Genomic DNA, 20,724 nt, shown 5'->3' with positions numbered 1-20,724 from the left:
ACGAGGCAATGAACTGCTGCAGCTGCTGGTGATCCACACCCAGGCGCTCGGCCATCGGCTGCATCGACTTGCGCTTGCCGTCCAGCATCAACCCGCGCAGGTACAGCTCGCCCTTGGCTCGCTGGTCTCGCCGCGCCAACGACCCCAGCATCTCCGCCGCGAACGCTTCCAGACGCGGGCAAACCGCCTCCATCTCCTCAGGTGTCACACCTGACAGAAGATCACACTCTACTCGGCAGTGATCAACCGGGGTACCTAACAAAGCCCTACTAGATGTCTGTCGGAGATTGCCGGGTTCGACCTCGCCATCCATGAGCGGGTCGGTAGCCGCGAGGCTCTTGCCGACGCCTACTGCCTGATGATCGAAGCGTTCCTTCGGTCCAGGTCCGCCGACGGAGGCGAGGTGATCCGAGAACGCACAGACCTGGTCCTCCGGACGGTGCACAGCGTTCTGGATCCCGCCATAGTTGAAGATGCAGACTGGTTCATCGCCCTGAACCGGCAGCTCCTCGCCCGCCTTGGCGAGCAGGCCATCGTCCTTCGGGAGCTGTCGGTCGCTTTGAGCTGGAAGGCGCAAATCACCCAGGCTGAACCGGACATCCTCGCCATGGCGGAGACCGCTGAACAGGCTGTGGTCTGGTACGACGAAGGCCCGGCAGCGGCGGTCGTGCTGCGGGCCGCAGCCGACGGCTGGCACACACTCGGCTCGCGGCAGAGGAATCCCGAACTGATTCGAAAAGGGATCATCTACTGGCGGAGGCTCGCCGACCAGGCTGGCGCTGCTTCCGTCGGTGACCTCGCCGAACTTGCCCTGGGTCTGCTTCAAGTCCACTACGAGGCTCCGGACGATGCCCTGCGGTGTGAGGCGATCGAGCGGCTCGGCCAGCTTCGCGCTCTGGAGGAGCAGGAGGGCCGTGCGGACGAGCGGCTGGGTGCTGTGGCAAGCGTGATCATCTGGATCATTCACTGGGAGTACTCGCGGGACCAGGACTTGAGCCACTTCGACGAGGCGATCGAGTTCGGCGAATGTTGTCTGGAGCGGATTCCCGCCTCGCATCCGTCCCTGCCAGGGGTGATGAACGACCTGGCGGACTGTTACTGGGTCCGGTACGGGGACTCACGTCGGTCGGCCGAGTATGACCGGGCCCATGAGTTGAGCTGTCTGGTTCTGGAGCTGGCTTCGCCGGGATCGCCGGAGTACCAGAAGGCCGATGAGCGAATGCCCCTGGTGGTACAGACCCAGCGCGGGTTGAAGAGTGGTGGACTGGGGGATCGAGACGTGATCGCTCCCATCGGAGCCATTCATACGTTCGGTGGCCCGATACGCCTGCCCGTCGCAGAGTGGACAGCGTCCGAGACATCACCGGTCACGTGCAAGATGACGTCGAGGTTCGCATCCGCGTTGACGAACGCCCCGGGCGCCCAGATTGGGTCGGCACCGGAGGTCATTCCGGCCCGCACGCACGCCGTAGAAGTGGTCATCGAGGCGCCGGAGCACAGCGAGGTCGCCATCGTCGGTCTGCGGACTGTGGTTGAGGCCCGGAATCCGATGACGATCGCCGACTCGATGCTTTGCCGGCCGGGTCCGTTGGATGTGCACTTTGAGGTCGACCTCGACGAGGAGCCGCCGAATGTGCGGACAGTTGACGGCTCCGATCTCGACGTCCGGTCGCTCGGAACACTGCCGCGTGGCGAGAAAGGGCTGTTCACGCTGGTGGCGCGGACCGAGTCGTGGGACGTTACCTGGCGCCTCCAAGTGGCGTGGAAGTGCGGCCGCCTCTCCGGCGTGTTTATGTCGCCGCCGCTGAGGACGACAGGCGAGACAGGCTTTCGCCGATTCGATCCGATGGGCAAGGCAGAGCCGGCCGACCCCGGGGGTCTTCCCTACATGACGATAGACCAGCTCCCCGAGAGGTCGCTGTCGCCGTTGGGCCGTTGGCTGGGCATGCTGTGGCGCCGGGATGGGTAACTGATCATCCCGATGGAGAACCCCGTTTCCTTGGCGATGTCGCTGCAGGAGCGTCCGTCGGCCCGGTGAGTGCGGGGCTTCGTCGCTCTCCCATCGCGGGTGATTTCGCCCTGTCCATGGTCTCCAAGCCGTGGTGGATCGCTCCTGCCGCGTGGAGGTGCCGGTGGACGGTACGGGTGCTGAAGCCGAGTTCTTCGGCGATCTTGCGGACGCTGTAGTTGCCGACGCCGAGCATGACCTGTGCGGCACGAAGGTGGTGAAGCTCGAACCGTCGGTTCCTGATGGGAGGGGTGCCGACCCAGGTCCGCGTGGGGATTCCCATCTCTCTGGCCCTCCGACCGAGGTAGCGGGCCGAGATGCCGAGTTCGTCGGCCAGGTCGGCGAGCGTGCGGCGGCGGACAACGTACTCGTGACGAAGCCAGGCCAGGTCGATGGGCCGCGGCGGTTGTGATCGGCGTTGGATGCCGTGGTGGTCCAGAAGGGCGGAAACGGACCGTCTGGAAACGCCGAAGCGTCTGCTGAGGGCCGCGACACTGAGGCGTTCGTCGTGGTACAGGCGTTGCAGTTCCTGGGCGGTGAGCTGCTGCGACAGCATTGGCACCAGACGGCCGTTCCATCGCAGCTGATGAGAGGCCAAAGGTGCCGGCTGGTCGGTGAGGGTGCAGCGCACCGCGTCGATGCTGACGTCGAGCCTGGCAGCGATGTCCCGTGGGCGAAGCCTGTCGTTCCGCAACAGGTGGTGGATCTCCTCGGCCCGGCAGCGACCCAGGTCTGTGCCGGGCAGGTTCGGTCCGGTCAGCCCGGTAGTGGGCGGACACCAGGTAGCGGGTTCGTCGTGGATCCCCTGCTGGTTCAGGAACTCGATGGCGTGGGCGTCGAGCTCGGCAAGGAGTTGCGGGCTGAGGACGGTGGTGAAGTCGGAGATCTGGTTGCGGTGGAAGTGCTCGGTCAGGGCGTAGGCGGTGGGGGCGTGGGTGGCCGGCAGGCCGCTGATCCGTTCGAACAGCCAGCGGCGGGCTGTGAGAGGGCGGTGGCTGTTGCCGGGAAGGTGTAGGGCCCGGCGGGCGAGGGCCTGCCACTGTGGGACGGGAAGGAGGTCGCGGTAGTCGAGCTGGCGTCTGCGCTGGTAGTCGATGGGAGAGCCGACGCGGTCCAGGTGCTGGGCGAGGTCGCTCAGCGCGGTTTCGGCGGCCTGCCAGTTCGGATGGGTCTGGAGCCGGTGCAGGAGCCGGGCGGTGTCGTCGGGCGGGTAGCAGGCGCCGAGTCGGCGGCTGGCTTCGTGGACGGAGCCGCCTGGGCCGATCAGGGCCAGCAGGACGGACAGGGCGTGCTGGAGGTTCTGGAAGGTCCGGAGAGGGTGGCGGTGGGGTGGGGCGAGTGCGACGGTCCAGGTCGGCCAGAGCAGTCCCGGGATTCGGCGGGTGCGGTCCGGGCTTGTGCTGCGGGTGTGTCCGGTGCTGGTGGTGGGGCGGTGCATGGCGGTGTGCTGCAGGTCCAGGAGGAGTTCGCTGGCTCCGTGGCCCACGGTGGTGGTCGCCTTTCCGGCCGCCGCGCCGGTCTTGGGGACGAAGAGCCAGGCCAGGGCGTCTGCTGCCTGGTCGGTGCTGTCGAGAGTCAGAGCCCGGGCGGCGATGGTGGTCACCGCGGCGGTGATCTCGGCGCGGGCGGGTGCCGCGAAGCCGGGACGCACTCGGGAAGTGGAGGGCGAGGCTCTGCTGTGCGGGAGATCGCGTGCGCGGTCGAAGGTGTCGGCGATGTCCGCAGGAAGGTGCTTGCCGGGCTCGTTGTGGTCGGGGTGGGTGAGGATGAGTTTGCTCAGGCTGCGGATGTCGGAGAGGAAGTCGGCGACGGGAGCGTTCGGATGGAGCGCGGTGCCGGTGGTTCCGGCGGTGATGGCTTCGATGATGAGGTGCTGGGTCCTCAGCACCGGATAGCCGTCGGGCAGCGGTAGGACGGGGGTCTGTGTGAGGTCGGCGCCGCAGCGTGTGGCCGAGCGTCCGACGGTTCCTCCGGGGTTGGTGCACTGCCCGGGGATGGGGATGGTGCCGGAGGGCATGAGGTGCCGCCGCTGGTGGCGCTGGCACTGCCAGCAGACGTCGGCCAGCAGGCAGTTGTGGACGGTGCAGGCGAACGACCAGCCAAGCCGCCAGGACAGCTGCCAGCGGCCACAAGAGTCCGTGAGGCACGACGGGCAGAAGCGTGACCCGTTCGCGCGGCCCCACAAGTGGTGCCGGCGCACTTGCCGCAGGTCGGGGTCCACAATGATCGCGCGGGTACCTCTCGACGGTGATGTCGGTGAAGCTGATGGCGAAGGCGTCGGGGTCGTCGTCCTCGTCCCGGTGGTAGGTGGTGCTGGCCCAGGCATCGATGAGGCGGACGCGGCGGGAGGTGGGGTCGGCGGGGTCGCCGGCGATGAGGACGACGTCCTGGTGGGTGTCGGTGTTCTCGACGTCCTCGACCCAGGCGGTGGTGGCCGGGTTGCGGACGTCGCCACGCGTGAGGATCACTTTGCCCCACAGCGGCACAGGGGCCTTGTAGTCGCCGGCGACATAGGTGTTGATGTCGACTGCGGTGTCGACGATGGTGAGCTTGGTGACGGAGTCGAGTGCTTCGCCTTGGTTGTCACCGAGGTCGAGGTGGTACGTGGTCATGTCCGGGTCTCCTGGTGGCGTGGGCGCGGTCAGTACAGCTCGGGGGAGGTGCGGACGGGGATCCGGACCTTGATGACCTTGCCGTCGCTGAGGAAGAAGACGACGCGGGCGTTGTCGCCGGGGGTGATCAGGCGGGTCGGCTTCTCCAGCATGAGGTGGTACTGGCCCGGCACGAAGGCGAACCCGCCCTTGGCGGACAGGGTGACCTTGTCCAGCTTGACCATCTTCGAGCCGTCGGCGTCGGTGACGGTCTGGTAGATCGTGATGTTCTTGTAGTCGGGGCTCTTGATCTTGGTGATGTCGAGGCGCTGGTCGGAGGAGTTGTCCAGCGTGATGTAGCCGGCGGCCGGCAGGGCGTTCGGAAGCCAGCGGACCCAGGCGGACTTCTCCCGGACCGTGATATCGGTGTTGACCGGAATCTTCATGCGGTTTGCTCCTTGCTTGGGCCGCGCATCGGCCCCTGCGGCAAGCACACTCTGCGGCTGGATGATCACGCAAAGTAGTCGACGGAAGATCACCCGATTCGGTAATGACAAGGCCCCGCCGTCCCGCGGTGGGGCGTGTGTCAGCTCCGAACGATCTGTCCCACTGCCCGCATGGCTCACAAACTCGTAACGGAATCTGAGACACCGGGCGTCGAATATGCAGTGAGACCCGCCCCTGCCATCAAGGCTGACAGCTGAGACAGGCAGGCACATGAGACAGCCCAACTGCTCATAACCTCGGGCTGGCCGCCGCCGCGTTCGGCCTGCCGCTGGAACGCCTCGTCGTCGCCGACCAGGTCGGCGAACAGCACTTCGGCGAGGTCGTCTCCGCCCTCGCCGGCGCGTGCACCGTTCTCATGGTCCGCCCACCCGACCGCCTCGCCCCCCGCACCACCGCCCGCATCGACGCCCACCTGCGCCGCACCGGAGCCGTCATGCTCTGCCTCGACCGCCCCTGGCCCGGCTCCGCGCTGCGCCTGGAGGTCACCCGCCGGCAGTGGTCCGGGCTCGGCGACGGCGTCAGCCCGGCCGCCACCGACGCCGCCACCAACAGCACGGAACTGCCGAACAGCATCGCCGCACTGGCGTAGCCGCGGGTGCGCGGCCAACCCGCGCATCCACACGCTGGAGACGGCCGGCCCGCCGTCCGAACCCCCGAGCGGACAGCGCGGGCCGGCCCCCGGGCCTACCGCCGGCGCAGCATGATCCCGACGTGCTGCAGCACGATCTCCACGTGCTGCGCCGTGTAGAGCAGCGCCGGGATCAGGTAGGAGCGGAGCGCGGATGCGAAGGCGGCGCTCATCGGGCGCCGCAAGGTCGGCCGCCGCTTGCGCTGCGGCCAGGCGTGCTTGGCGCCGGTCAAGAGCGACTGCCGGGTGGTCGGCGGCTCCGGCCAGACCCACCGCATCACCCCGGACGGCTGCGCCCTGGTGGAGGAGGGCTGGGGGTAGGGTCCGTCTTCAACCTCCCGTCCTCCTGACCGGCGGGATCGTCGGATCTACGCGCGATGCGCGAGACGTTAGTGTCCGACCATATGATCATCGTGGCGCATTGCTGGTCGGGGGAGGGGCGCGATGTCCGCTGGGGAAGACAGGTCGGAAGACAAGCCGCAAGACAGGTCGCACGAGGAGCCGGAGCGGCGATCCGGGAGAACGTCGTTCGTCAGCAGGTCCGCCGAGGTCGGGCAGCTCGATGCGGTGCTCGACCGGCTGGGCAGGGGCGCTCCGGCGGTCGTCGACATCTCCGGGGGGCCCGGTATCGGCAAGAGCCGACTGCTGGACGAGTTCTGCCTGCGGGCCCGCAGCCGGGGGGTGACGGTCCTGCGCGGCAGGGCGACCGAGTACGAACAACACGCCCCGTTCCAGCCGTTCACGGACGCGTTCTCCGACCTCGACCCACAGGCGTTGCAGAGCGCCCCGGAGCTGGCCAACACGGCCGCGCCGATCCTGCGCGGGGTCGCCGGGGTCGCCGGGGTCCAGCCCCCACCCCCGACGCCGGGCGGCCCGCTCGACCGGTTCGGGCTCTACCGGGCGGCAGCCGACCTGCTGACGCACCTCGGCCGAGCGGGGCTCGTCGTCGTGCTGGACGACCTGCACTGGGCCGACCCCGCCTCACTGGAACTCCTCGACCACCTCGTCCGACACCCCGTCAGCGCCCCGGTGGTGCTGGTCGTGGCGCGCCGCGACCGGCAGGCGCCGCCGTCGCTGACCGCCGCGCTCACCCGCGGAGTCGACTCGGGAGCGGTCCTGCGCATCGAGCTGGGTCCGCTCGGCCGGCGCGAGTGCATCGAGCAGCTCGCTCCCGAGGTGCCGCCCGGCCGGGCGGCGGAGCTCTATGCCGCGAGTGAGGGCAATCCGCTGTACTTCCTCACCCTGCTCCAGGCACACCGCGCCGCCCGGCCGCCCCGCAGCCCCGCCGCCTCGCAGCTCGCCGACCGGATGGAGCTGTACTGCGACGCGCCGACCGGGCTCGGCGCCCTGCTGCTCGACGAGCTGACGCCGCTGAGTACGGCCGAGCTGCGAACCGTCGAGGCGGTCGCGGTCCTCGGCGACCACGCGACCCCCGGCACGCTGCGCCTGACCACCGGGCACGGGGAGGCGGAACTCGGCCAGGAGACCCGCCGGCTGATCCGCCGTGACCTGATCCGGCCCCGGTCGGGCGGGCGTTGGGCGCTGCGCCACCCCGTGCTCCGGAGGGTGATCTACGAGAACACCGACGTCGGTCGGCGAACCGCCCTCCACCACCGGGCGGCGGCGGCGCTGGCCGAGGCCGGCGTACCCGCCGTCGAGCGGGCGCACCATGTGGAGCGGTCGCTGGCCGGCTGGGATCCGGCGGCGGTCGGGGTGCTGATCGAAGCGGCCGAGCAGAGCGTCGCGACGGCTCCGGCGAGCGCGGCCCACTGGCTGCGGACGGTGCTGCGGGTGCTGCCCGACACGCCCCCGTACGCCACGCAGCGACGTGACCTCAAGCTGTTGCGCGCCAGGGCGCTCGGCGTCAGCGGTGCACTGCGCGAGAGCCGCGACCTCCTGCACGAGCTGATCGGCGAGTTGGGGCCGCAGGACGCCGCCGTCCGGTCCACCGCGGTCACCCTGTGCTGTCTTACGGAACGTCATTTGGGCAGCTATCGGGAGGCCGCGGCGCTGGTCCGCCGTGAACTGGCCCGACTGCCGGTCCCCTCGCCCGAGGAGGCGGTCGCGCTCGAAGTGGAACTCAGTGCCTGCGCGCTGTTCGCCGCCTCCTATTCGGACGCACGGGCGGAGGTCGCCCGGACGATAGAACACACCCGGACGGCCGGTGACGAGACCGGACAGGCGTACAGCCTTGCGGTGGCCGCGATCGGCGAGGCCTACGAGGGCGAGATGGGCGCGGCGCGGAGTTTCGCCGTGGCCGCGAGCGCCCTGGTGGACGCGTTGACCGACGGTGATCTCGCCGCGCTCTGCGAACCGTTGGGCGGGCTGGCCTGGGCCGAGGTCTTCCTGGAGAGCTACGCCGACGCGGAGCGCCACGCCGGCCGCGGGGCGGCCATCGCCCGGCGCAGCGGCCAGAGCTACGTGCTGCCGCTGCTGTTGCTGTGCCAGGCGTACATCCACCTCCAGACCTGCCGACTGCCGTCCGCGCTGGAGCTGACCGAGGAGTCCGAGACCATCGCGCGGTCCATCGGGAGCAGCGAACTCCTGGCGTTCTCGCTGGCCTCCAAGGCCCGGGTGCTGCTGCACGCCCGGCCACCGGGCGACCCGAGTGCGCTGGCGGTCGCCGAGGAGGCGGTCGCCGCGGCGGGCGTGAGCACCAGCTGGTACGCCCTCACAGCCTGGGGCGTGCTCGGCCATGCGGCACTGCGCGCCGGCGACCCGCAGCGGGCGCGCCAGGCCCTGCTGCACGCGGGTGGTGAGGGTGAACTGCGCGAGCTGCAGCCCTCCGTCCGCCCTCACTTCCTGGAGCTGCTCACCGCGGAAGCCCTGGCTGCAGGGGATCTGGACGCCGCGACCGGCTGGGCGAGCCGCGCCCTGGAGGAGGCGGAGCGGCTCGGCCTGCCGGCTCAGCGGGCAGCCGCCCTGTGCGGCCTGGCCCAGGTCGCGGCAGGCCGTGGTGAGACCGCGGCGGCCGCCGACATGTTCGCCGAGGCCGCGCAGCAGAGCGCACAGTCCGGGGCCGTGCTCAGGGAGGCGTACGCCCTGCTGCTCGGCGCTCCTGTCGTGAAGGCCGCGGGCGACGGCTTCCGGGCGGCCGCGATGTGGCAGCGGGGCCACCGGCTCGCGTCGGACGGCGGCGCCGGCCTGCTGGTCGGCCTCGCCGAGGCCGGGCGCCCGGCCGTCCTCGCGCGCGTGGGTGGACTTGCGCGCTCGGGTGAACTTCCGGACCGGTTGGCTGCCTTGACCACTCGTGAGCTGGAGATCGTGCACCTGGTCGCCGAAGGGCTCACCAGCCGGGCGGCGGCAGCCCGGCTCTGCCTCAGTCCCCGTACCGTCGAGGCCCATCTGGCCAGGATCTACCAGAAGGTGGGGGTCTCGTCCCGGGCCGGGCTGGCAACGCTGGCGGCCCACAGCGGTGTTGGCGGCCGGGTCTGACCCGGGACGGGCGCGGCGCAGGCCCGCGGCGTGCGGGCCGCGGGGTGGGACGGTCACCGGCCCGGGGGCGAGCCGGTGACCGGGCTCAGTGCATCGTCCCCAGGGCTGCGGCCATGGCGCTGAGCACCTGGTCGTCGGCCGGCGCCGGGTCGATGGCGGGTGTGTCGCCCAGGGCCTGCACCAGGCTGATGACGTTGCCCGACTGGACGAAGTACTCGTGGGCGTCGGCGCCGACATCCGCGAACCTGATGTGCGGCTTGCCGTTCTTGTCCCGAGCGGTGGTGAGCCAGCTGATGCCCCCGGAGCCGGCGGCCGTCTTGACGACCGTGGTCCGGCCGGAGTCGTCGGACTGACGGGCGGCGCAGTAGGAGTAGTCGGTCTCGATCTTGGTCAGCGCGGTCTTCGCGGTGGCCTCGTCCTTGAAGAAGAGCATCCACTGGAAGGCGCCGGCCCTGGGGTCGGCCTGGAGGTCGGTCTTGTACTGCTTGGTCTGGTAGGACGAGATCTCCAGGGCGGCGGTCGGTTCCTTGCTGCCGTCGCTGCAGGCGTACATCCAGTTGAGGGCGTCGTCGGTGGACTTCGGGTCGTCGGTGTTCTCGGACACCCACAGGTACGTGCCGTACAGCGGCAGGCTCTTCGCGGGAAGCCAGCCGGACGCCTGGTAGCGGGTGGCATCCCCGTGCGCTGCTCCCTGTGCCGGTGCGGCCGAGCCGGGCGCGCCGGGTGCGGCTGCGGAGCCAGGGGCAGCTGCGGAGCCCGGCGGGGCGGCGGCGGGCTTCGCGGTGTCGGCCGATCCGCCGGAACACGCCGTCACGGTGGTCAGGCCGAGGCAGACGAGCCCGGCGAGGGTGGCGACCTTCACCGAACCGGCGAATGTGGTCTTCTTCATGATTCGACTGCCTCAGAGAAGTTGATGGTGTGCCAATCCCGGCGGAGAGCGGAGCAGGCCTCGTCTCGACGCCGTGGAACCATGTTCCCGGACGCCCCGCGCGGGGACATCGGTAGAACTACCTAACCTTCTCCAGAACTGCCTGACCTTCGCCGGACGTGGCCGGACCGCCTACTGGGCGCGTGCCTGGGTCCTCTTCACGTTGCCCTGGAAGTCCGCCGACAGGTAGGCGCTGCCGTATGCGTCCTTGACGTAGACCAGCACAGCGGGCCCCGGGTTGAAGGTGTCGTACTGCACGATGACGTACTCGTCGGTCGGGTGGGCGATGCCGAGGGTGGTGTAGGCCTGCTGCAGGAGCCCGGGGAGCTTGTCCCAGTCGACGGCGTTGAGGTCCACGGCTTTGTCCCTGGCGGACATGGTGCCGCCACCGTTCGGATCGCGGGAGGGCTTGCCGTCCCGGTAGCTGAACTTGTCGTAGAGCCCCGGGTTTCCCGGGACGGGCGCTCGACCGTACGCGTTGTCCGCGGCGAGCCAGAACTCCACGACCTGCGTGCCTCCCATCTTCGGGCTCAGCGCCTGGATCACCGTGTGCGCGCCCGCCGGAGTGATCAGGCCCGGGTGCTCGGGGGAGGCGGTGGCCGGCTGGTAGTTCGACGGGTTGTCCTGCGAGTAGCGGTAGTTCACCGTCCACCCGATGGCGGCGGCCAGTACGGCGGCGGCGAGCCAGCTGGACCGGATCGCGTTGCGCCTGGAATGGCTGCGGACCGGGTGGGGCCGGACCGTCTGCGGGTGTGCGTCCTGGATTGGGTGTAGGTCCTCCAGAGGGCGTGCGTCCTCGATCCGCGTGGGGTGGGACACGGCGGTTCGCGCGTTCAACCGCACGGTGTCCATCGAGGTGTCCATCGAGGCCCGCACGGTCTCGGCCGTCGGCTCCGCCCCTGCTTCGGCCGCGGCGAGCAGCCGGTCGAGTTGCTCGGCGTCCGGCCGGGCCGCGGTGTCCCGGACCAGCAGGGCGGAGAGCACGGGGCCCAGCGGCCCGGACCGCACGGGCGGCGGGATCGGCTCGTCGAGCACGGCGGCGAGCGTGGCGATGCTGGTGGCGCGCCGCAGCGGGTGCCGGCCCTCGACGGCGACGTAGAGCATCATCCCCAACGACCAGAGGTCCGAGGCCGGGTTGCCCTCCTCGCCGCGGATCCGCTCGGGGGCGATGTACTCGGGTGAGCCGATCAGCCCGCCCGTGGTGGTCAGGCTGGTCGATTCCCGCAGTGCGGCGATGCCGAAGTCGGTGAGCACCGGTGTGCCGTCGGGGCGCAGCAGGACGTTTCCGGGCTTGACATCGCGATGCTGGATTCCGGCCGCGTGAGCGGCGCTGAGCGCGGACAGCACACCTCGGCCGAGCCGGGCCGCCTCGGCCGGCGACATCGGGCCCCGCGCCAGCCGGTCGTACAGCGAGCCGCCGGTTACCAGCTCCATGACCAGCCAGGGGTGCGGGAACTCGGGCAGGTCCACGATGTGATAGATCGTCACCACGTGCGGGTTGCTGAGCCGGGCCAGCGAACGGGCCTCGCGAAGCACCCGCTCGCGCATGACCCGCGCGGCCTTCGGGTCGCCGTCGAGCAGCGCCGGGTCGGGCGGACGCACCTCCTTCAGCGCGACCTCGCGGTGCAGCACGATGTCGCGCGCCCGCCACACCAGCCCCATGCCTCCGCCGCCGAGGCGCTCCAGGAGTTCGAAGCGACCATCGATGAGCTGGGTGTTCGGCCCCCCTGTGTTCATGGCGGTCATCGTAGGGCGCCGGTGCGGCCGGGCCCGCAGGGGGTCGCGGGTTGATCCCGGTCAGCCGGCGGTGGTCCAGCGGTGCCAGTGGTGAGTTCCCCCGCTCTGCAGAACTCGTTTACCGTGCACCGAACAGGCAGCAGCATCCCGCAGGCCGCATCGGTGCGTCTGCCTGCTTTTCGGTCACGTGCGCGCGAACGATCGCCGACACCGCCGACACGAGGAGGCCGCCGTATGCGAGGTCGACCGACACCCGGGCTCAAGTTGCCTCCCGAGGACCGGGGCAGCGCGCCGGTGACCGGGTGGACCCGGCGGCACTGGATCGCGGTCGCGGACCATCTGCTGGCGTCCCTGCGGCCCTACCGCAGTCCGCTCGGGGCGCGGATCTCGCCGCCGGGGCGCGGCAGTTGGTCGGGTGCCGACACCGATGGCCTGGAGGGGTTCGCGCGGACGGCGGTGCTGGCCGCCCTCCGGCTGGCGGCCGGGGACGAGCCGGCGCACGGCGGGCTCGACGACCTCGACGAGCTCGCGGGCCAGGTCACCGCCGGGCTGCTCGCCGGCACGGACCCCCGGGGGCCGGAGTGCTGGCCGGCGGTCACCGACTACTCGCAGCAGATCGTCGAGGCCGCGTCGATCGCGGTGGCCCTGCACGAGTCCCGTCCGTGGATCTGGGACCGGCTGACGTCCGGTCAGCGCGAGCAGGTGGCGCGGTGGCTCGGCGGGACGGTCGGCCGGGGGGTCCGGGAGAACAACCACGTGCTCTTCCAGGCGGTGGTCGGCGAGTTCCTCGCCTCGGTCGGTGCCGGGCACGACCGGGCCGAGATCGAGTCCCGGCTGGAGCAGATCGAGCCCTGGTACACGGGCGACGGCTGGTACCTGGACGGCCCGGAGATCCGCCACGACTACCGCTCGGGCGGCCCGGGGGAGTACGCCGTCGGCCCGGCGGCGGCCTACGACGCCGGCCGCCGCTTCGACCACTACAACGCCTGGGGGCTGCACCTCTACCCGCTGCTGTGGGCACGGATCGCCGGCGAACGCGCAGGGGCGAGGGCGGCGCTCTACCGCGAACGGCTGAACCGTTTCCTCGCCCAGTACAGGCTGCTGTTCGGGCCGGACGGCGCCGTGCTGCACCAGGGGCGGTCGCTGAGCTACCGCTTCGCCTGCCTGGCCCCGTTCTGGCTCGGGGTGTTGGACGACGCGACGCCGCTCACCGCCGGGCAGACCCGCCGCCTGGCGTCCGGCGTGCTGCGGCACTTCACCGAGCGGGGCGCGCCCGACCCGCGGGGTCTGCTCCCGCTCGGCTGGTACGGGGAGCAGGACGTGGTGGCCCAGGTCTACAGCTCGCCCGGCTCGCCGTACGCGGCGGCCATGGGGTTCCTGGGGCTGCTGCTCCCGGCCGGCCACCCGGTGTGGACGGCGCCCGAGGAGCGGCTCGCGCGGGAGCGCGCCGATGTGACGGCCGCGCTGCCCGCCCCCGGCTTCCTGGTCCACCGGACCGCGGCCGACGGGATCGTCCGGGTGCTCAACCACGGCTCCTGCTACCTGACGGCCCCGCCCGCGGTCGAGCGCGACGACCCGCACTACGCCAGGCTCGCCTACTCGACCCGCACCGGGCCGCTGATCGGGGCGGGGAGCGGTCCGGGGGAGTACACCGTCGGCCAGGCGGACGCGCTGCGGATCGACAACCACCTGGCGCTGCTCCTGCCGGACGGCACCGCCACCCGCCGCGAGCGCATCCACCCGCTCGCCCTGACCGACCGGTACGCCGCCTCCTGGCACCGGCCGCTGCCTCCGGGCGAACCCGTACCCGGCGCGCTGCCGCCGCCCGTGGTGAGCGTCTCGGTGCCGGCCGGGCCCTGGGAGATCAGGGTGCACGGTCTGTGTCGGCCGCCCGGCTGGGGCGTGCGTGAGGGAGGCTACGCGCTGGCGGCCGAGGACGAGCCGGAGGAACTGCCAGATGCGGTGCCCGGTCCGCGCGCGGCCGTCCGGGCGGCACCCGGTGCGCACGGGCCGGGGTTGGTCAGCGCGGTGGTCGGGCTGCACGGCTGGGCGGCGGCGGAGGTGCGCCGCAGCGTGCGAGCGAACGCCTTCGGCCACTGTTCCGCCGTGCCCCTCCTCGTGCTCCAGCCTGCTTCTGCAAAGGGATTTGACGGAGCGTCAGAAGAGGTCATTGTCGTGGTCAGCGCCGTGTTGCTCACCGGCGCGCCGGGGGCGCCCACAGTGCCGGACGTGACGGTCCGCGTGGACGGTGCGGAGGTCTGTCTGACGTGGCCGGACGGACGGAAACTGCTGGTCAGCCCGGTCCTGCCCTGGCATGCTCCGGTCGACCGGGACTGAGATGTCCGGATTCCCCCGTTGTCCCCGGGGCGGGGCTCGGTGACGATTCCGGGGGCGGTTCGGCAAGTCCCGTCGAGGCAAGTCCCGTCGAGGCAAGTCCCGTCGAGGCGAGTCCCGTTGAGGCGAGTCCCGTTGAGGCGCGTCCCGTCGACCGGCGTCGTATGAAGGCGTCGTAGGCGCCGGGCGATCGTGCGCACCAGGCTAGGAGGACTTCCGTGGCTCCAGCGTCGACACCCCGGCCGTACGCACCGAGCGCGCCGCCCGCGGGACCCGCGGGAACGGTGTGCGTGGTCACCGGAGCCGCGTCCGGGATCGGGCGGGCCACCGCGCACGCCTTCGCCGCGGCGGGAGCCCATGTCGTACTGGTGGACCGGGACGCGCCCGCACTGCGCCGCACCGCTGAGGAGCTTTCGGCCGGCGAGTTCGCGGCCGGCGCGACCCCCGTGCACGGCGACATCTCCCGGCCCACCGACTGCCTCGCCGCGGCCGAGGCCGCCGGAGCGGTCGGCCTGCCGGTCCGCGCGCTGGTGAACTGCGCCGCGACCTTCCTCTCCCGGGGCGAGGACGCCACGGCCGAGGACTGGGACGTCAGTCTGGGAACCAACGTCAAGGGCACGGCACTGATGACCTCGGCCGTCGTTCCGCTGATGCGCGGCGCGGGCGGCGGCTCGATCGTCAACATCGCCTCGGTTTCGGGACACATCGCACAGCCCGTGCAGTGGACGTACAACGCCACCAAGGGCGCCCTGCTCGCCCTCACCCGGTGCCAGGCCCTCGACCTGGCCGAGCACGGCATCCGGGTCAACAGCGTCTCGCCAGGCCTGGTCTGGACGCCCGAGCTGGACCGGATGACCGGCGGCGACCGGGCCGCCTGGGGTCCGGTGCTCGGCGATCACCACATCCTGCGCCGGGTCGGCGAGCCGGAGGAGATCGCGGCGGCGGTGCTGTTCCTGTGCGGGCCCGGCGCCACCTTCGTCACCGGTACCGACCTCCCGGTCGACGGCGGGTACCTGGCCATGGGGCACATCCGATCCGAACCCGGCGTACTCCCGGGACGACGCAAGAGCGCTACCTGACGCAATCCGAGGCAAGGTCGAGATCGATCCGAGGAAAGGTCAACTCGTAACGCCCGTAAGGAGTTCGACATGCTCCGCGTCGTGCTGGCCACCGCCAACCCCGCCGCCGAGATCACCGTGCTGCTCGGCGGCGCCCTGGACCTCGTCCCGCGCCCGCTCTGGCTCCCGGACACCCCGGAGGACGGCAGCACGGTCGAGGAGAACGCCTGCGCCAAGGCGGCCGCGGTGGTGGCCGCCACCGGGCTGCCCGCGGTCGCCGACGACACCGTCCTGGAGGTCGACGCCCTCGGCGGCGCGCCCGGACTGCGCTCCGGCCGGTACGCAGGCGAGCGCGCCGGGGAGGCCGCCAACACTGCCAAGCTGCTGCGCGAACTCGCGGGCGTGGCAGAGCAGTTGCGGGGTGCCCGGGTGCGGACCGTGGCCGTGCTCGGCTATCCGGACGGCACCCGGCTGGTGGGGACCGGGGTCGCCCGGGGCACGGTCACCCGGGAGCCGCGCGGCACCACCGGTTTCGGCTACGACGCGGTGTTCGTACCGGACGAGGGTGACGGACGCACGCTGGCCGAGATGTCCACCGAGGAGAAGGCGCACTACTACTGCCGCGGACGGGCGTTCCGCGACCTGCTCGCCCGCCTGAACGACTGACCGGGACCGACCGATGAACGACCGGCCGGGGCTGACCGGGACCGACCGCGCGAGAGGGGAACGGATGGCAGTCACGCTGGACGTGGGCGGGCACGCGACCCTGCTGATCGACGCGAACGGCTTCCGCCTGCTGTGCGACCCGCTGTTGGGCGACTCCTACCGGTCCGGCCTGCTCGGCTTCACCCCCGCCCGCCGGATCGCCGTGCCGAGGCTGCCCCGGCCGGATGCGGTGTGGATCTCGCACTCGCACCGCGACCACTTCGACCCCGCCTCCCTGCACGCGCTCGATCGCGGCGTGCCCGTGCTGCACCCTGCCGATCCGCGCATCACCCATGTCCTGGACCGGCTCGGATTTACCCGGACCACCGTCGTGCACGACTGGTTCGAGCTCGCCCCGCGCCCCGGCCTGCGCCTGACCTGGACACCGTCGATCTTCCAGGGGCCGGAACACGGCCTGGCCGTGCAGACCGGCCGTACCTTCGTCTGGCACCTGGTCGACAGCATCGTCCGACCCGACTGGGTGGACCGGCTGGTGGCCTCCGCCGGGCCGCCGGACCTGCTCCTGGCCCCGTGCCAGCCGATTCTGGAGACGCGCAGCGTCGACGGGGTGCCGCTCGGCCCGGACCCCGACTGGGCCGACCCGCTGGCCGCCCTGCTGGCCCGGGCCGGGCCGCGCCACGTCGTCCCGCTGCCGGAGGGGCAGTACGCGCTCGGTGCGGCCGCGTGGCTCAACCGGCACAAGTTCCCCGTCCCGCCCGAGGCCGTCGACCGGCTGATCCGCGCGGACGACGCGGACCGGGCCGTCCTGCGTCCCGATCCCGGGGACCGGATCGAGGTGCGGGCGGATGGCTCGGTCCGCGTCGTCGCCCGCGCCGCCGCCTGGGTCCGGGCCACCGGCGAGCCGCAGGACCGGTCGCATGCGCCGGGGGAGTGGATCGAAGGCCTGGCGTCGCGTCACGAGGCCGATGAGGCCGTGGAGCACGACGGTCTCGACCGGTTGCTCGGTCCGCCGCGCACCAGGTTCGACGGACTGCCGTCGTCGGACCGGCTGCGCGCCACCTGCTACCGCCTCGTCCTGGTCGGCGCCGAGGGCCGCGCCGTGGCCGAGCGGTTCGTCCGGCTCGGCGCGGACGGCGCCCTCACCCCGGCGCCGCCCAACGCCCGCCCCGACGTCGAGCTGGCGGTCTGCGCCGACGACCTCGACGAACTGCTGGCCGCCCGGCTGGGCTACTCGGCCGCGCAGTACGGCGGCAGGCTCCGCGAGATCCGCCCTGGGCTGGACGCCGAGGCCGAACCCGGGCTCACCGTGATCACCAGCCGGCACGATCCGGTGCCCGCCGAGGGACGGGTCGTGCTGTCCGGCATCGGCCTGTTCGCACTGCTGCTGCGGGCCCGGCTCGGCTCTGCGCTGGCCGAGCTGGACACCGAGGTGGACGCCCTGCTCAGAGCCGGGGACGACGGGACGGGGGCCGGCCTGTCGGGGCAGAGCCGGCCGTCGCCGCGTCAGGCCGGAGCTGGGAGCCCCCCGACGTTGCTGGGCGCGCCCGACGAGCCGCCGATTGACGAGGTGGAAGCCCTGGTCAAAGCCGGGGAGGAGAGGATCTGGATTGGCCCGTCGACGCAGAGCGAGCCGTCGCCGTGCCGGGCCGGACTGGGGAGCCCCTCGGCACTGCTGCGCGCGCCCGACGGGCCGCCGGTCGCCGAGGTCGTCTGGCGCCGGATCGCCGCCCGCCTGGCCGCCGGCGAGGACCCGGCCGCCGCCTCGGGCACCCTCCGGCACGAGGGCGCGGCCGTAGCAACGTACGTCGGCATCCTCGGCCGCGCCGACTGGCCCGAGCCCGACCCGGGCGCCTCGGCGAGGGGCGTGCTGCTGCTGACCTGCCTCACCGAGGCGCAGCCGCAGCTCGGCGGCGGGGTGCGCTTCCCGGGCGAGTCGTACCGGGCGCTGCTCGCCAACCTCCGGCGCTCGCCGATCCGCGACTGGCAGGTGCTGTGGACGCTGCCGGCCGGCGTGGCCGTCCCCCGCTGGCGGGCCGCCGCGCTGTTCCCGATCACCCCGCAGCGGCTGCTCGCCGACCTGCTGCGCCAGGGCTGGGACGGCCGCCTGACGGCGCCTCCGCCGCCGTGGGCGGGCGCGGAGCGGGAGTGGTGGCTCGGCGTACCCCGGCGGACGGTTCCAGCGGGGGCGGCACACGCCCTGCGGCTGGAGGCGGCCCCCGGCCGTTGGCTGACCGGCTCGGTCGTGGACGCGGCCGAGCCTCCGCTGGACGCGCCCGGGCCCACCTCGACGACCGCCCCCACGCCTGCCGCTGTGATCGCGGCCGGGTCTGTCTCGGCGACCGCCCCCGCGACCGCCGACTTCCGTCTGCTGTCCGCCCCCGGGGATCCGCTGTGCGCCCTGCTCACCGGCGAGGCCCGCTTCTCCTGGCTGCTGGCGCCCCGGGAGACCGCCGAGCTCTGCCAGGGGCTGAGCCCCGCCGCCTTCGCCGAGCACGTCTGCCTGGTCGCCCTGCACGCAGGTCGCCACCCAGGCCGCCCCGCCGACCGCCCCCAGCGGGGCCCGGCGTCCCGCGTACCCCATCGACCGGGAGTGTGATGCTCACCGTCCCGCCGTCACGCCATCGGCCCGCCCGTACCGACGCCTGCTGCCTCGTCCTGGACGGTGGCCGGATCCTGCTCGCCGAGACCCGCGCCGAGCCGCCGTCGGCGACCGTCGGGCCCGGGGCCTCGTACCGCCAGGCGGCCGCGACCGCCCTGGCGCGCGACACCGGACTGCGTGCCCCGGCCGAACAGCTCGTCCACCTCGGCGAGTTGTACGCCGCGCCCGACCGCCGGGCCGGTACGCCGGCCCGCAACCTGCGGGTGTTCGGCTGGCGGCCGCCCGACCGGACCGCCGGCCGGACGGCCACGCCCGGGTACCGCTGGGTGGCGGTGGACCGGCTCGGCGCCGCCATACCCGAAGGCACCGCCACCGCCCCCGGCACCGGATGGCTCGGCGCCCTGGCCGCCGAACTGGCCAGGTTCTCGAAGGACCGGCCACCGCCGGCGGTCATCGAACGCGCCGCACACCGGCTGATCGGTCAAGTGCCGCTCCTCGACCGGCCGGAGGCGCCGGCCGCCGTGGTCGTCCTCGGACCGCCGGCGGTCGGCAAGAGCACGCTGCTCAACCGGTTCGCGGCGCAGGACACCGGGATCGAGCACGTCCCGGACATCGTCCCCGTCACCCGGGGCCCGGGCCGGGACAACTACCTCACCCGCTACCTCCTCGGCGACGGCTCGGCGGCGTTCCTCTGCCAGCTGGAGACGTTGCTGCTGCGCGTCCTGCAGAACCTGCGCACCGGACGGGCCGGCGTCCTCGACCAGGACGTGCACAGTTCGCTCGCCTACGCCAAGGCGCTCTACCTGAACGGCGATCTGTCCGCTCACCAGTACGAGGCGTACTACCGCTACCACCGCCTCGTCACCGCGATGCTGCCGCCGCCCACCGCGGTTGTTCACCTGACGGCCCGCACCGAGGTGCTCATGCGCCGGATGCGCCGCCGCAACCGCAAGCTGGAGCGCACCTTCACCAGCCGGTACGTCGCCCTCGTCGCCCAGTGCTTCGAGGACGTCGCCGAGGACCTGGCCGCGCGGGTGCCCGTGCACCGCGTGGACGCCTCGGAGCTCAGCCCCCAGGACGTGCTCGGCCGCTTCCGTCATCTCCTGCCTGACGCCTACGGCTTCGCCTACGCACCCGATCCCGCTACCGATCCCGCTACCGCTACCGAGGAGTCAGCCACATGAGCGCACCCGCCGACTGGCGCAACCCCGGCCCGGCTCCCACCGAGGGACCACTTGTCGACACCTTCGGCCGTGTCGCCGGCGACCTGCGGATCTCCGTCATCGACAAGTGCAACCTCCGGTGCACCTACTGCATGCCGGCGGAGGGCCTGCCGTGGCTGGGCCGCGACGAGATCCTGACGGTGGACGAGATCGACCGCCTGGCCCGGCTGTTCCACCGCCTCGGCGTCCGCGAGTTCAAGATCACCGGAGGTGAGCCCACGGTACGGCGGGAGCTCCCGGAGATCGTCCGGCGGATCTGCTCGCTCGGACCGGACCTCGACGTGTCGATGACCACCAACGGGCTGCTGCTGAACCGGCTCGCCGAACCGCTGTACGCCGCCGGGCTGCGCCGGGTCACGGTGTCCTGCGACTCGCTGCTGCGCCACCGGTACCGGGAGATGACCAGGCGGGACGCGCTCGAACGGATGCGGGCGGGCCTGGCCGCCGCCCGGGCGGCGGGCTTCGACCCGGTCAAGATCAACTGTGTGGTGATCCGCGGCACCAACGACGACGAGGCGGTCGACTTCGCCCGGCTCGCCCGCGAGCACGGCTACGACGTCCGGTTCATCGAGTACATGCCGCTGGACGCCGAACAGTCCTGGGAACGCGGCAAGGTGGTCCCGGCGGACGAGTCCATGGCGGCCGTGGCGGCCGCGTACCCGCTCGAACCGGTCGCCGCCGAGGGCCCACAGCCGGCCAGCGTGTTCCGGTTCGCGGACGGCGCACCCGGCTCGATCGGGTTCATCCCGTCCGTCACCCGGCCGTTCTGCGGGAGCTGCAACCGGATGCGGGTGACCTCCGAAGGGCAGTTCCGGGTCTGCCTCTTCGCCCTGGAGGAGCGCGACCTGCGCGCCGCGCTGCGCTCCGGCGCGGACGGTGGCCGGGGCGCGGACGACGCGGAGCTCGAACGCCTGGTCCGCGAGGCCCTGTGGCACAAGTGGCCCGGCCACAAGATCAACCATCCGGACTTCGTCCGGCCCGCCCGCAGCATGTCGATGATCGGCGGCTGA

At 72.1% G+C, this 20,724-nt stretch carries 15 protein-coding genes; 10 read left to right on the top strand and 5 right to left on the bottom strand.

The window, feature by feature from the left end:
- The coding region (locus tag KV557_RS32750; protein ID WP_256178305.1) for a transposase at positions 1-193 on the bottom strand (193 nt) is incomplete at its 3' end.
- A gap of 165 nt (positions 194-358) precedes the next feature.
- Between KV557_RS32750 and KV557_RS32745 the strand changes: the two genes are divergently transcribed.
- Entirely contained in the window at positions 359-1,969 is a 1,611-nt protein-coding gene (locus KV557_RS32745) for a hypothetical protein (RefSeq protein ID WP_218205192.1), read from the top strand.
- Between the two features lie 4 nt (positions 1,970-1,973).
- Here KV557_RS32745 and KV557_RS32740 read toward each other — a convergent pair whose 3' ends face one another.
- Positions 1,974-4,208 carry a TniQ family protein gene (locus tag KV557_RS32740; RefSeq protein WP_218205191.1) on the bottom strand — a complete coding sequence of 745 codons (2,235 nt, stop codon included), beginning with the start codon at positions 4,206-4,208 and terminating at the stop codon, positions 1,974-1,976.
- Positions 4,209-4,649: 441 nt separating this feature from the next.
- Positions 4,650-5,045 (bottom strand): copper chaperone PCu(A)C, encoded by a 396-nt coding sequence (locus KV557_RS32735; protein WP_218205190.1) that lies wholly within the window; start codon positions 5,043-5,045, stop codon positions 4,650-4,652.
- A gap of 416 nt (positions 5,046-5,461) precedes the next feature.
- Between KV557_RS32735 and KV557_RS32730 the strand changes: the two genes are divergently transcribed.
- From KV557_RS32730 to KV557_RS32725, 3 genes are all read left to right on the top strand, one after another.
- On the top strand, positions 5,462-5,695 hold the full coding sequence (locus tag KV557_RS32730) for a hypothetical protein (RefSeq protein WP_218205189.1): 234 nt from the start codon (positions 5,462-5,464) through the stop codon (positions 5,693-5,695).
- Positions 5,696-5,932: 237 nt separating this feature from the next.
- Positions 5,933-6,055 carry a hypothetical protein gene (locus tag KV557_RS43360; protein ID WP_256178300.1) on the top strand — a complete coding sequence of 41 codons (123 nt, stop codon included), beginning with the start codon at positions 5,933-5,935 and terminating at the stop codon, positions 6,053-6,055.
- Between the two features lie 123 nt (positions 6,056-6,178).
- Positions 6,179-9,169, top strand: a complete 2,991-nt coding sequence (locus tag KV557_RS32725; protein ID WP_218205188.1) for a helix-turn-helix transcriptional regulator — start codon at positions 6,179-6,181, stop codon at positions 9,167-9,169.
- Between the two features lie 85 nt (positions 9,170-9,254).
- Here the strand turns inward: KV557_RS32725 and KV557_RS32720 are convergent, their stop codons facing one another.
- Together KV557_RS32720 and KV557_RS32715 are read right to left on the bottom strand one after the other, a co-directional pair.
- A complete protein-coding gene (locus tag KV557_RS32720) occupies positions 9,255-10,058 on the bottom strand; it encodes a hypothetical protein (RefSeq protein ID WP_218205187.1) in 804 nt (267 codons plus the stop codon).
- Between the two features lie 171 nt (positions 10,059-10,229).
- Positions 10,230-11,834 (bottom strand): serine/threonine-protein kinase, encoded by a 1,605-nt coding sequence (locus tag KV557_RS32715; protein WP_218205186.1) that lies wholly within the window; start codon positions 11,832-11,834, stop codon positions 10,230-10,232.
- A gap of 234 nt (positions 11,835-12,068) precedes the next feature.
- On the opposite strand from KV557_RS32715, the gene KV557_RS32710 reads away from it, so the two are divergent.
- The 6 genes from KV557_RS32710 to moaA all read left to right on the top strand — a co-directional run bounded on the left by KV557_RS32710 (position 12,069) and on the right by moaA (position 20,724).
- Positions 12,069-14,171: a DUF2264 domain-containing protein gene (locus KV557_RS32710; protein WP_218205185.1), complete on the top strand. Its 2,103-nt coding sequence runs from the start codon at positions 12,069-12,071 to the stop codon at positions 14,169-14,171.
- A 287-nt stretch (positions 14,172-14,458) separates the two neighbouring features.
- A complete protein-coding gene (locus KV557_RS32705) occupies positions 14,459-15,247 on the top strand; it encodes an SDR family NAD(P)-dependent oxidoreductase (RefSeq protein WP_218205184.1) in 789 nt (262 codons plus the stop codon).
- Positions 15,248-15,316: 69 nt separating this feature from the next.
- On the top strand, positions 15,317-15,892 hold the full coding sequence (locus KV557_RS32700) for a non-canonical purine NTP pyrophosphatase (protein WP_218205183.1): 576 nt from the start codon (positions 15,317-15,319) through the stop codon (positions 15,890-15,892).
- A gap of 64 nt (positions 15,893-15,956) precedes the next feature.
- A complete protein-coding gene (locus KV557_RS32695) occupies positions 15,957-18,488 on the top strand; it encodes an MBL fold metallo-hydrolase (RefSeq protein ID WP_218205182.1) in 2,532 nt (843 codons plus the stop codon).
- Positions 18,488-19,675 (top strand): deoxynucleoside kinase, encoded by a 1,188-nt coding sequence (locus KV557_RS32690; protein ID WP_218205181.1) that lies wholly within the window; start codon positions 18,488-18,490, stop codon positions 19,673-19,675. The genes KV557_RS32695 and KV557_RS32690 overlap by 1 nt, the downstream gene beginning before the upstream one ends.
- Positions 19,672-20,724 (top strand): GTP 3',8-cyclase MoaA, encoded by a 1,053-nt coding sequence (moaA, locus tag KV557_RS32685; protein WP_218205180.1) that lies wholly within the window; start codon positions 19,672-19,674, stop codon positions 20,722-20,724. The genes KV557_RS32690 and moaA overlap by 4 nt, the downstream gene beginning before the upstream one ends.

The sequence above is a fragment of the Kitasatospora aureofaciens genome (genome assembly GCF_019192735.1).
GTDB classification, from domain to species: Bacteria; Actinomycetota; Actinomycetes; order Streptomycetales; family Streptomycetaceae; genus Kitasatospora; species Kitasatospora aureofaciens_A.
Note: the sequence above shows the minus strand (reverse complement) of the source record. Positions and strands in the feature narration are given on the sequence as shown.

What these genes read in the sequence shown, in the direction of transcription:
- KV557_RS32745 (WP_218205192.1), top strand. Translation starts at nt 359, where the DNA reads ATGATCGAAGCGTTCCTTCGGTCCAGGTCCGCCGACGGAGGCGAGGTG.
- KV557_RS32735 (WP_218205190.1), bottom strand. Translation starts at nt 5,045, where the DNA reads ATGAAGATTCCGGTCAACACCGATATCACGGTCCGGGAGAAGTCCGCC.
- KV557_RS32730 (WP_218205189.1), top strand. Translation starts at nt 5,462, where the DNA reads ATGGTCCGCCCACCCGACCGCCTCGCCCCCCGCACCACCGCCCGCATC.
- KV557_RS32725 (WP_218205188.1), top strand. Translation starts at nt 6,179, where the DNA reads ATGTCCGCTGGGGAAGACAGGTCGGAAGACAAGCCGCAAGACAGGTCG.
- KV557_RS32720 (WP_218205187.1), bottom strand. Translation starts at nt 10,058, where the DNA reads ATGAAGAAGACCACATTCGCCGGTTCGGTGAAGGTCGCCACCCTCGCC.
- KV557_RS32715 (WP_218205186.1), bottom strand. Translation starts at nt 11,834, where the DNA reads ATGAACACAGGGGGGCCGAACACCCAGCTCATCGATGGTCGCTTCGAA.
- KV557_RS32710 (WP_218205185.1), top strand. Translation starts at nt 12,069, where the DNA reads ATGCGAGGTCGACCGACACCCGGGCTCAAGTTGCCTCCCGAGGACCGG.
- KV557_RS32700 (WP_218205183.1), top strand. Translation starts at nt 15,317, where the DNA reads ATGCTCCGCGTCGTGCTGGCCACCGCCAACCCCGCCGCCGAGATCACC.
- KV557_RS32695 (WP_218205182.1), top strand. Translation starts at nt 15,957, where the DNA reads ATGGCAGTCACGCTGGACGTGGGCGGGCACGCGACCCTGCTGATCGAC.
- KV557_RS32690 (WP_218205181.1), top strand. Translation starts at nt 18,488, where the DNA reads ATGCTCACCGTCCCGCCGTCACGCCATCGGCCCGCCCGTACCGACGCC.
- moaA (WP_218205180.1), top strand. Translation starts at nt 19,672, where the DNA reads ATGAGCGCACCCGCCGACTGGCGCAACCCCGGCCCGGCTCCCACCGAG.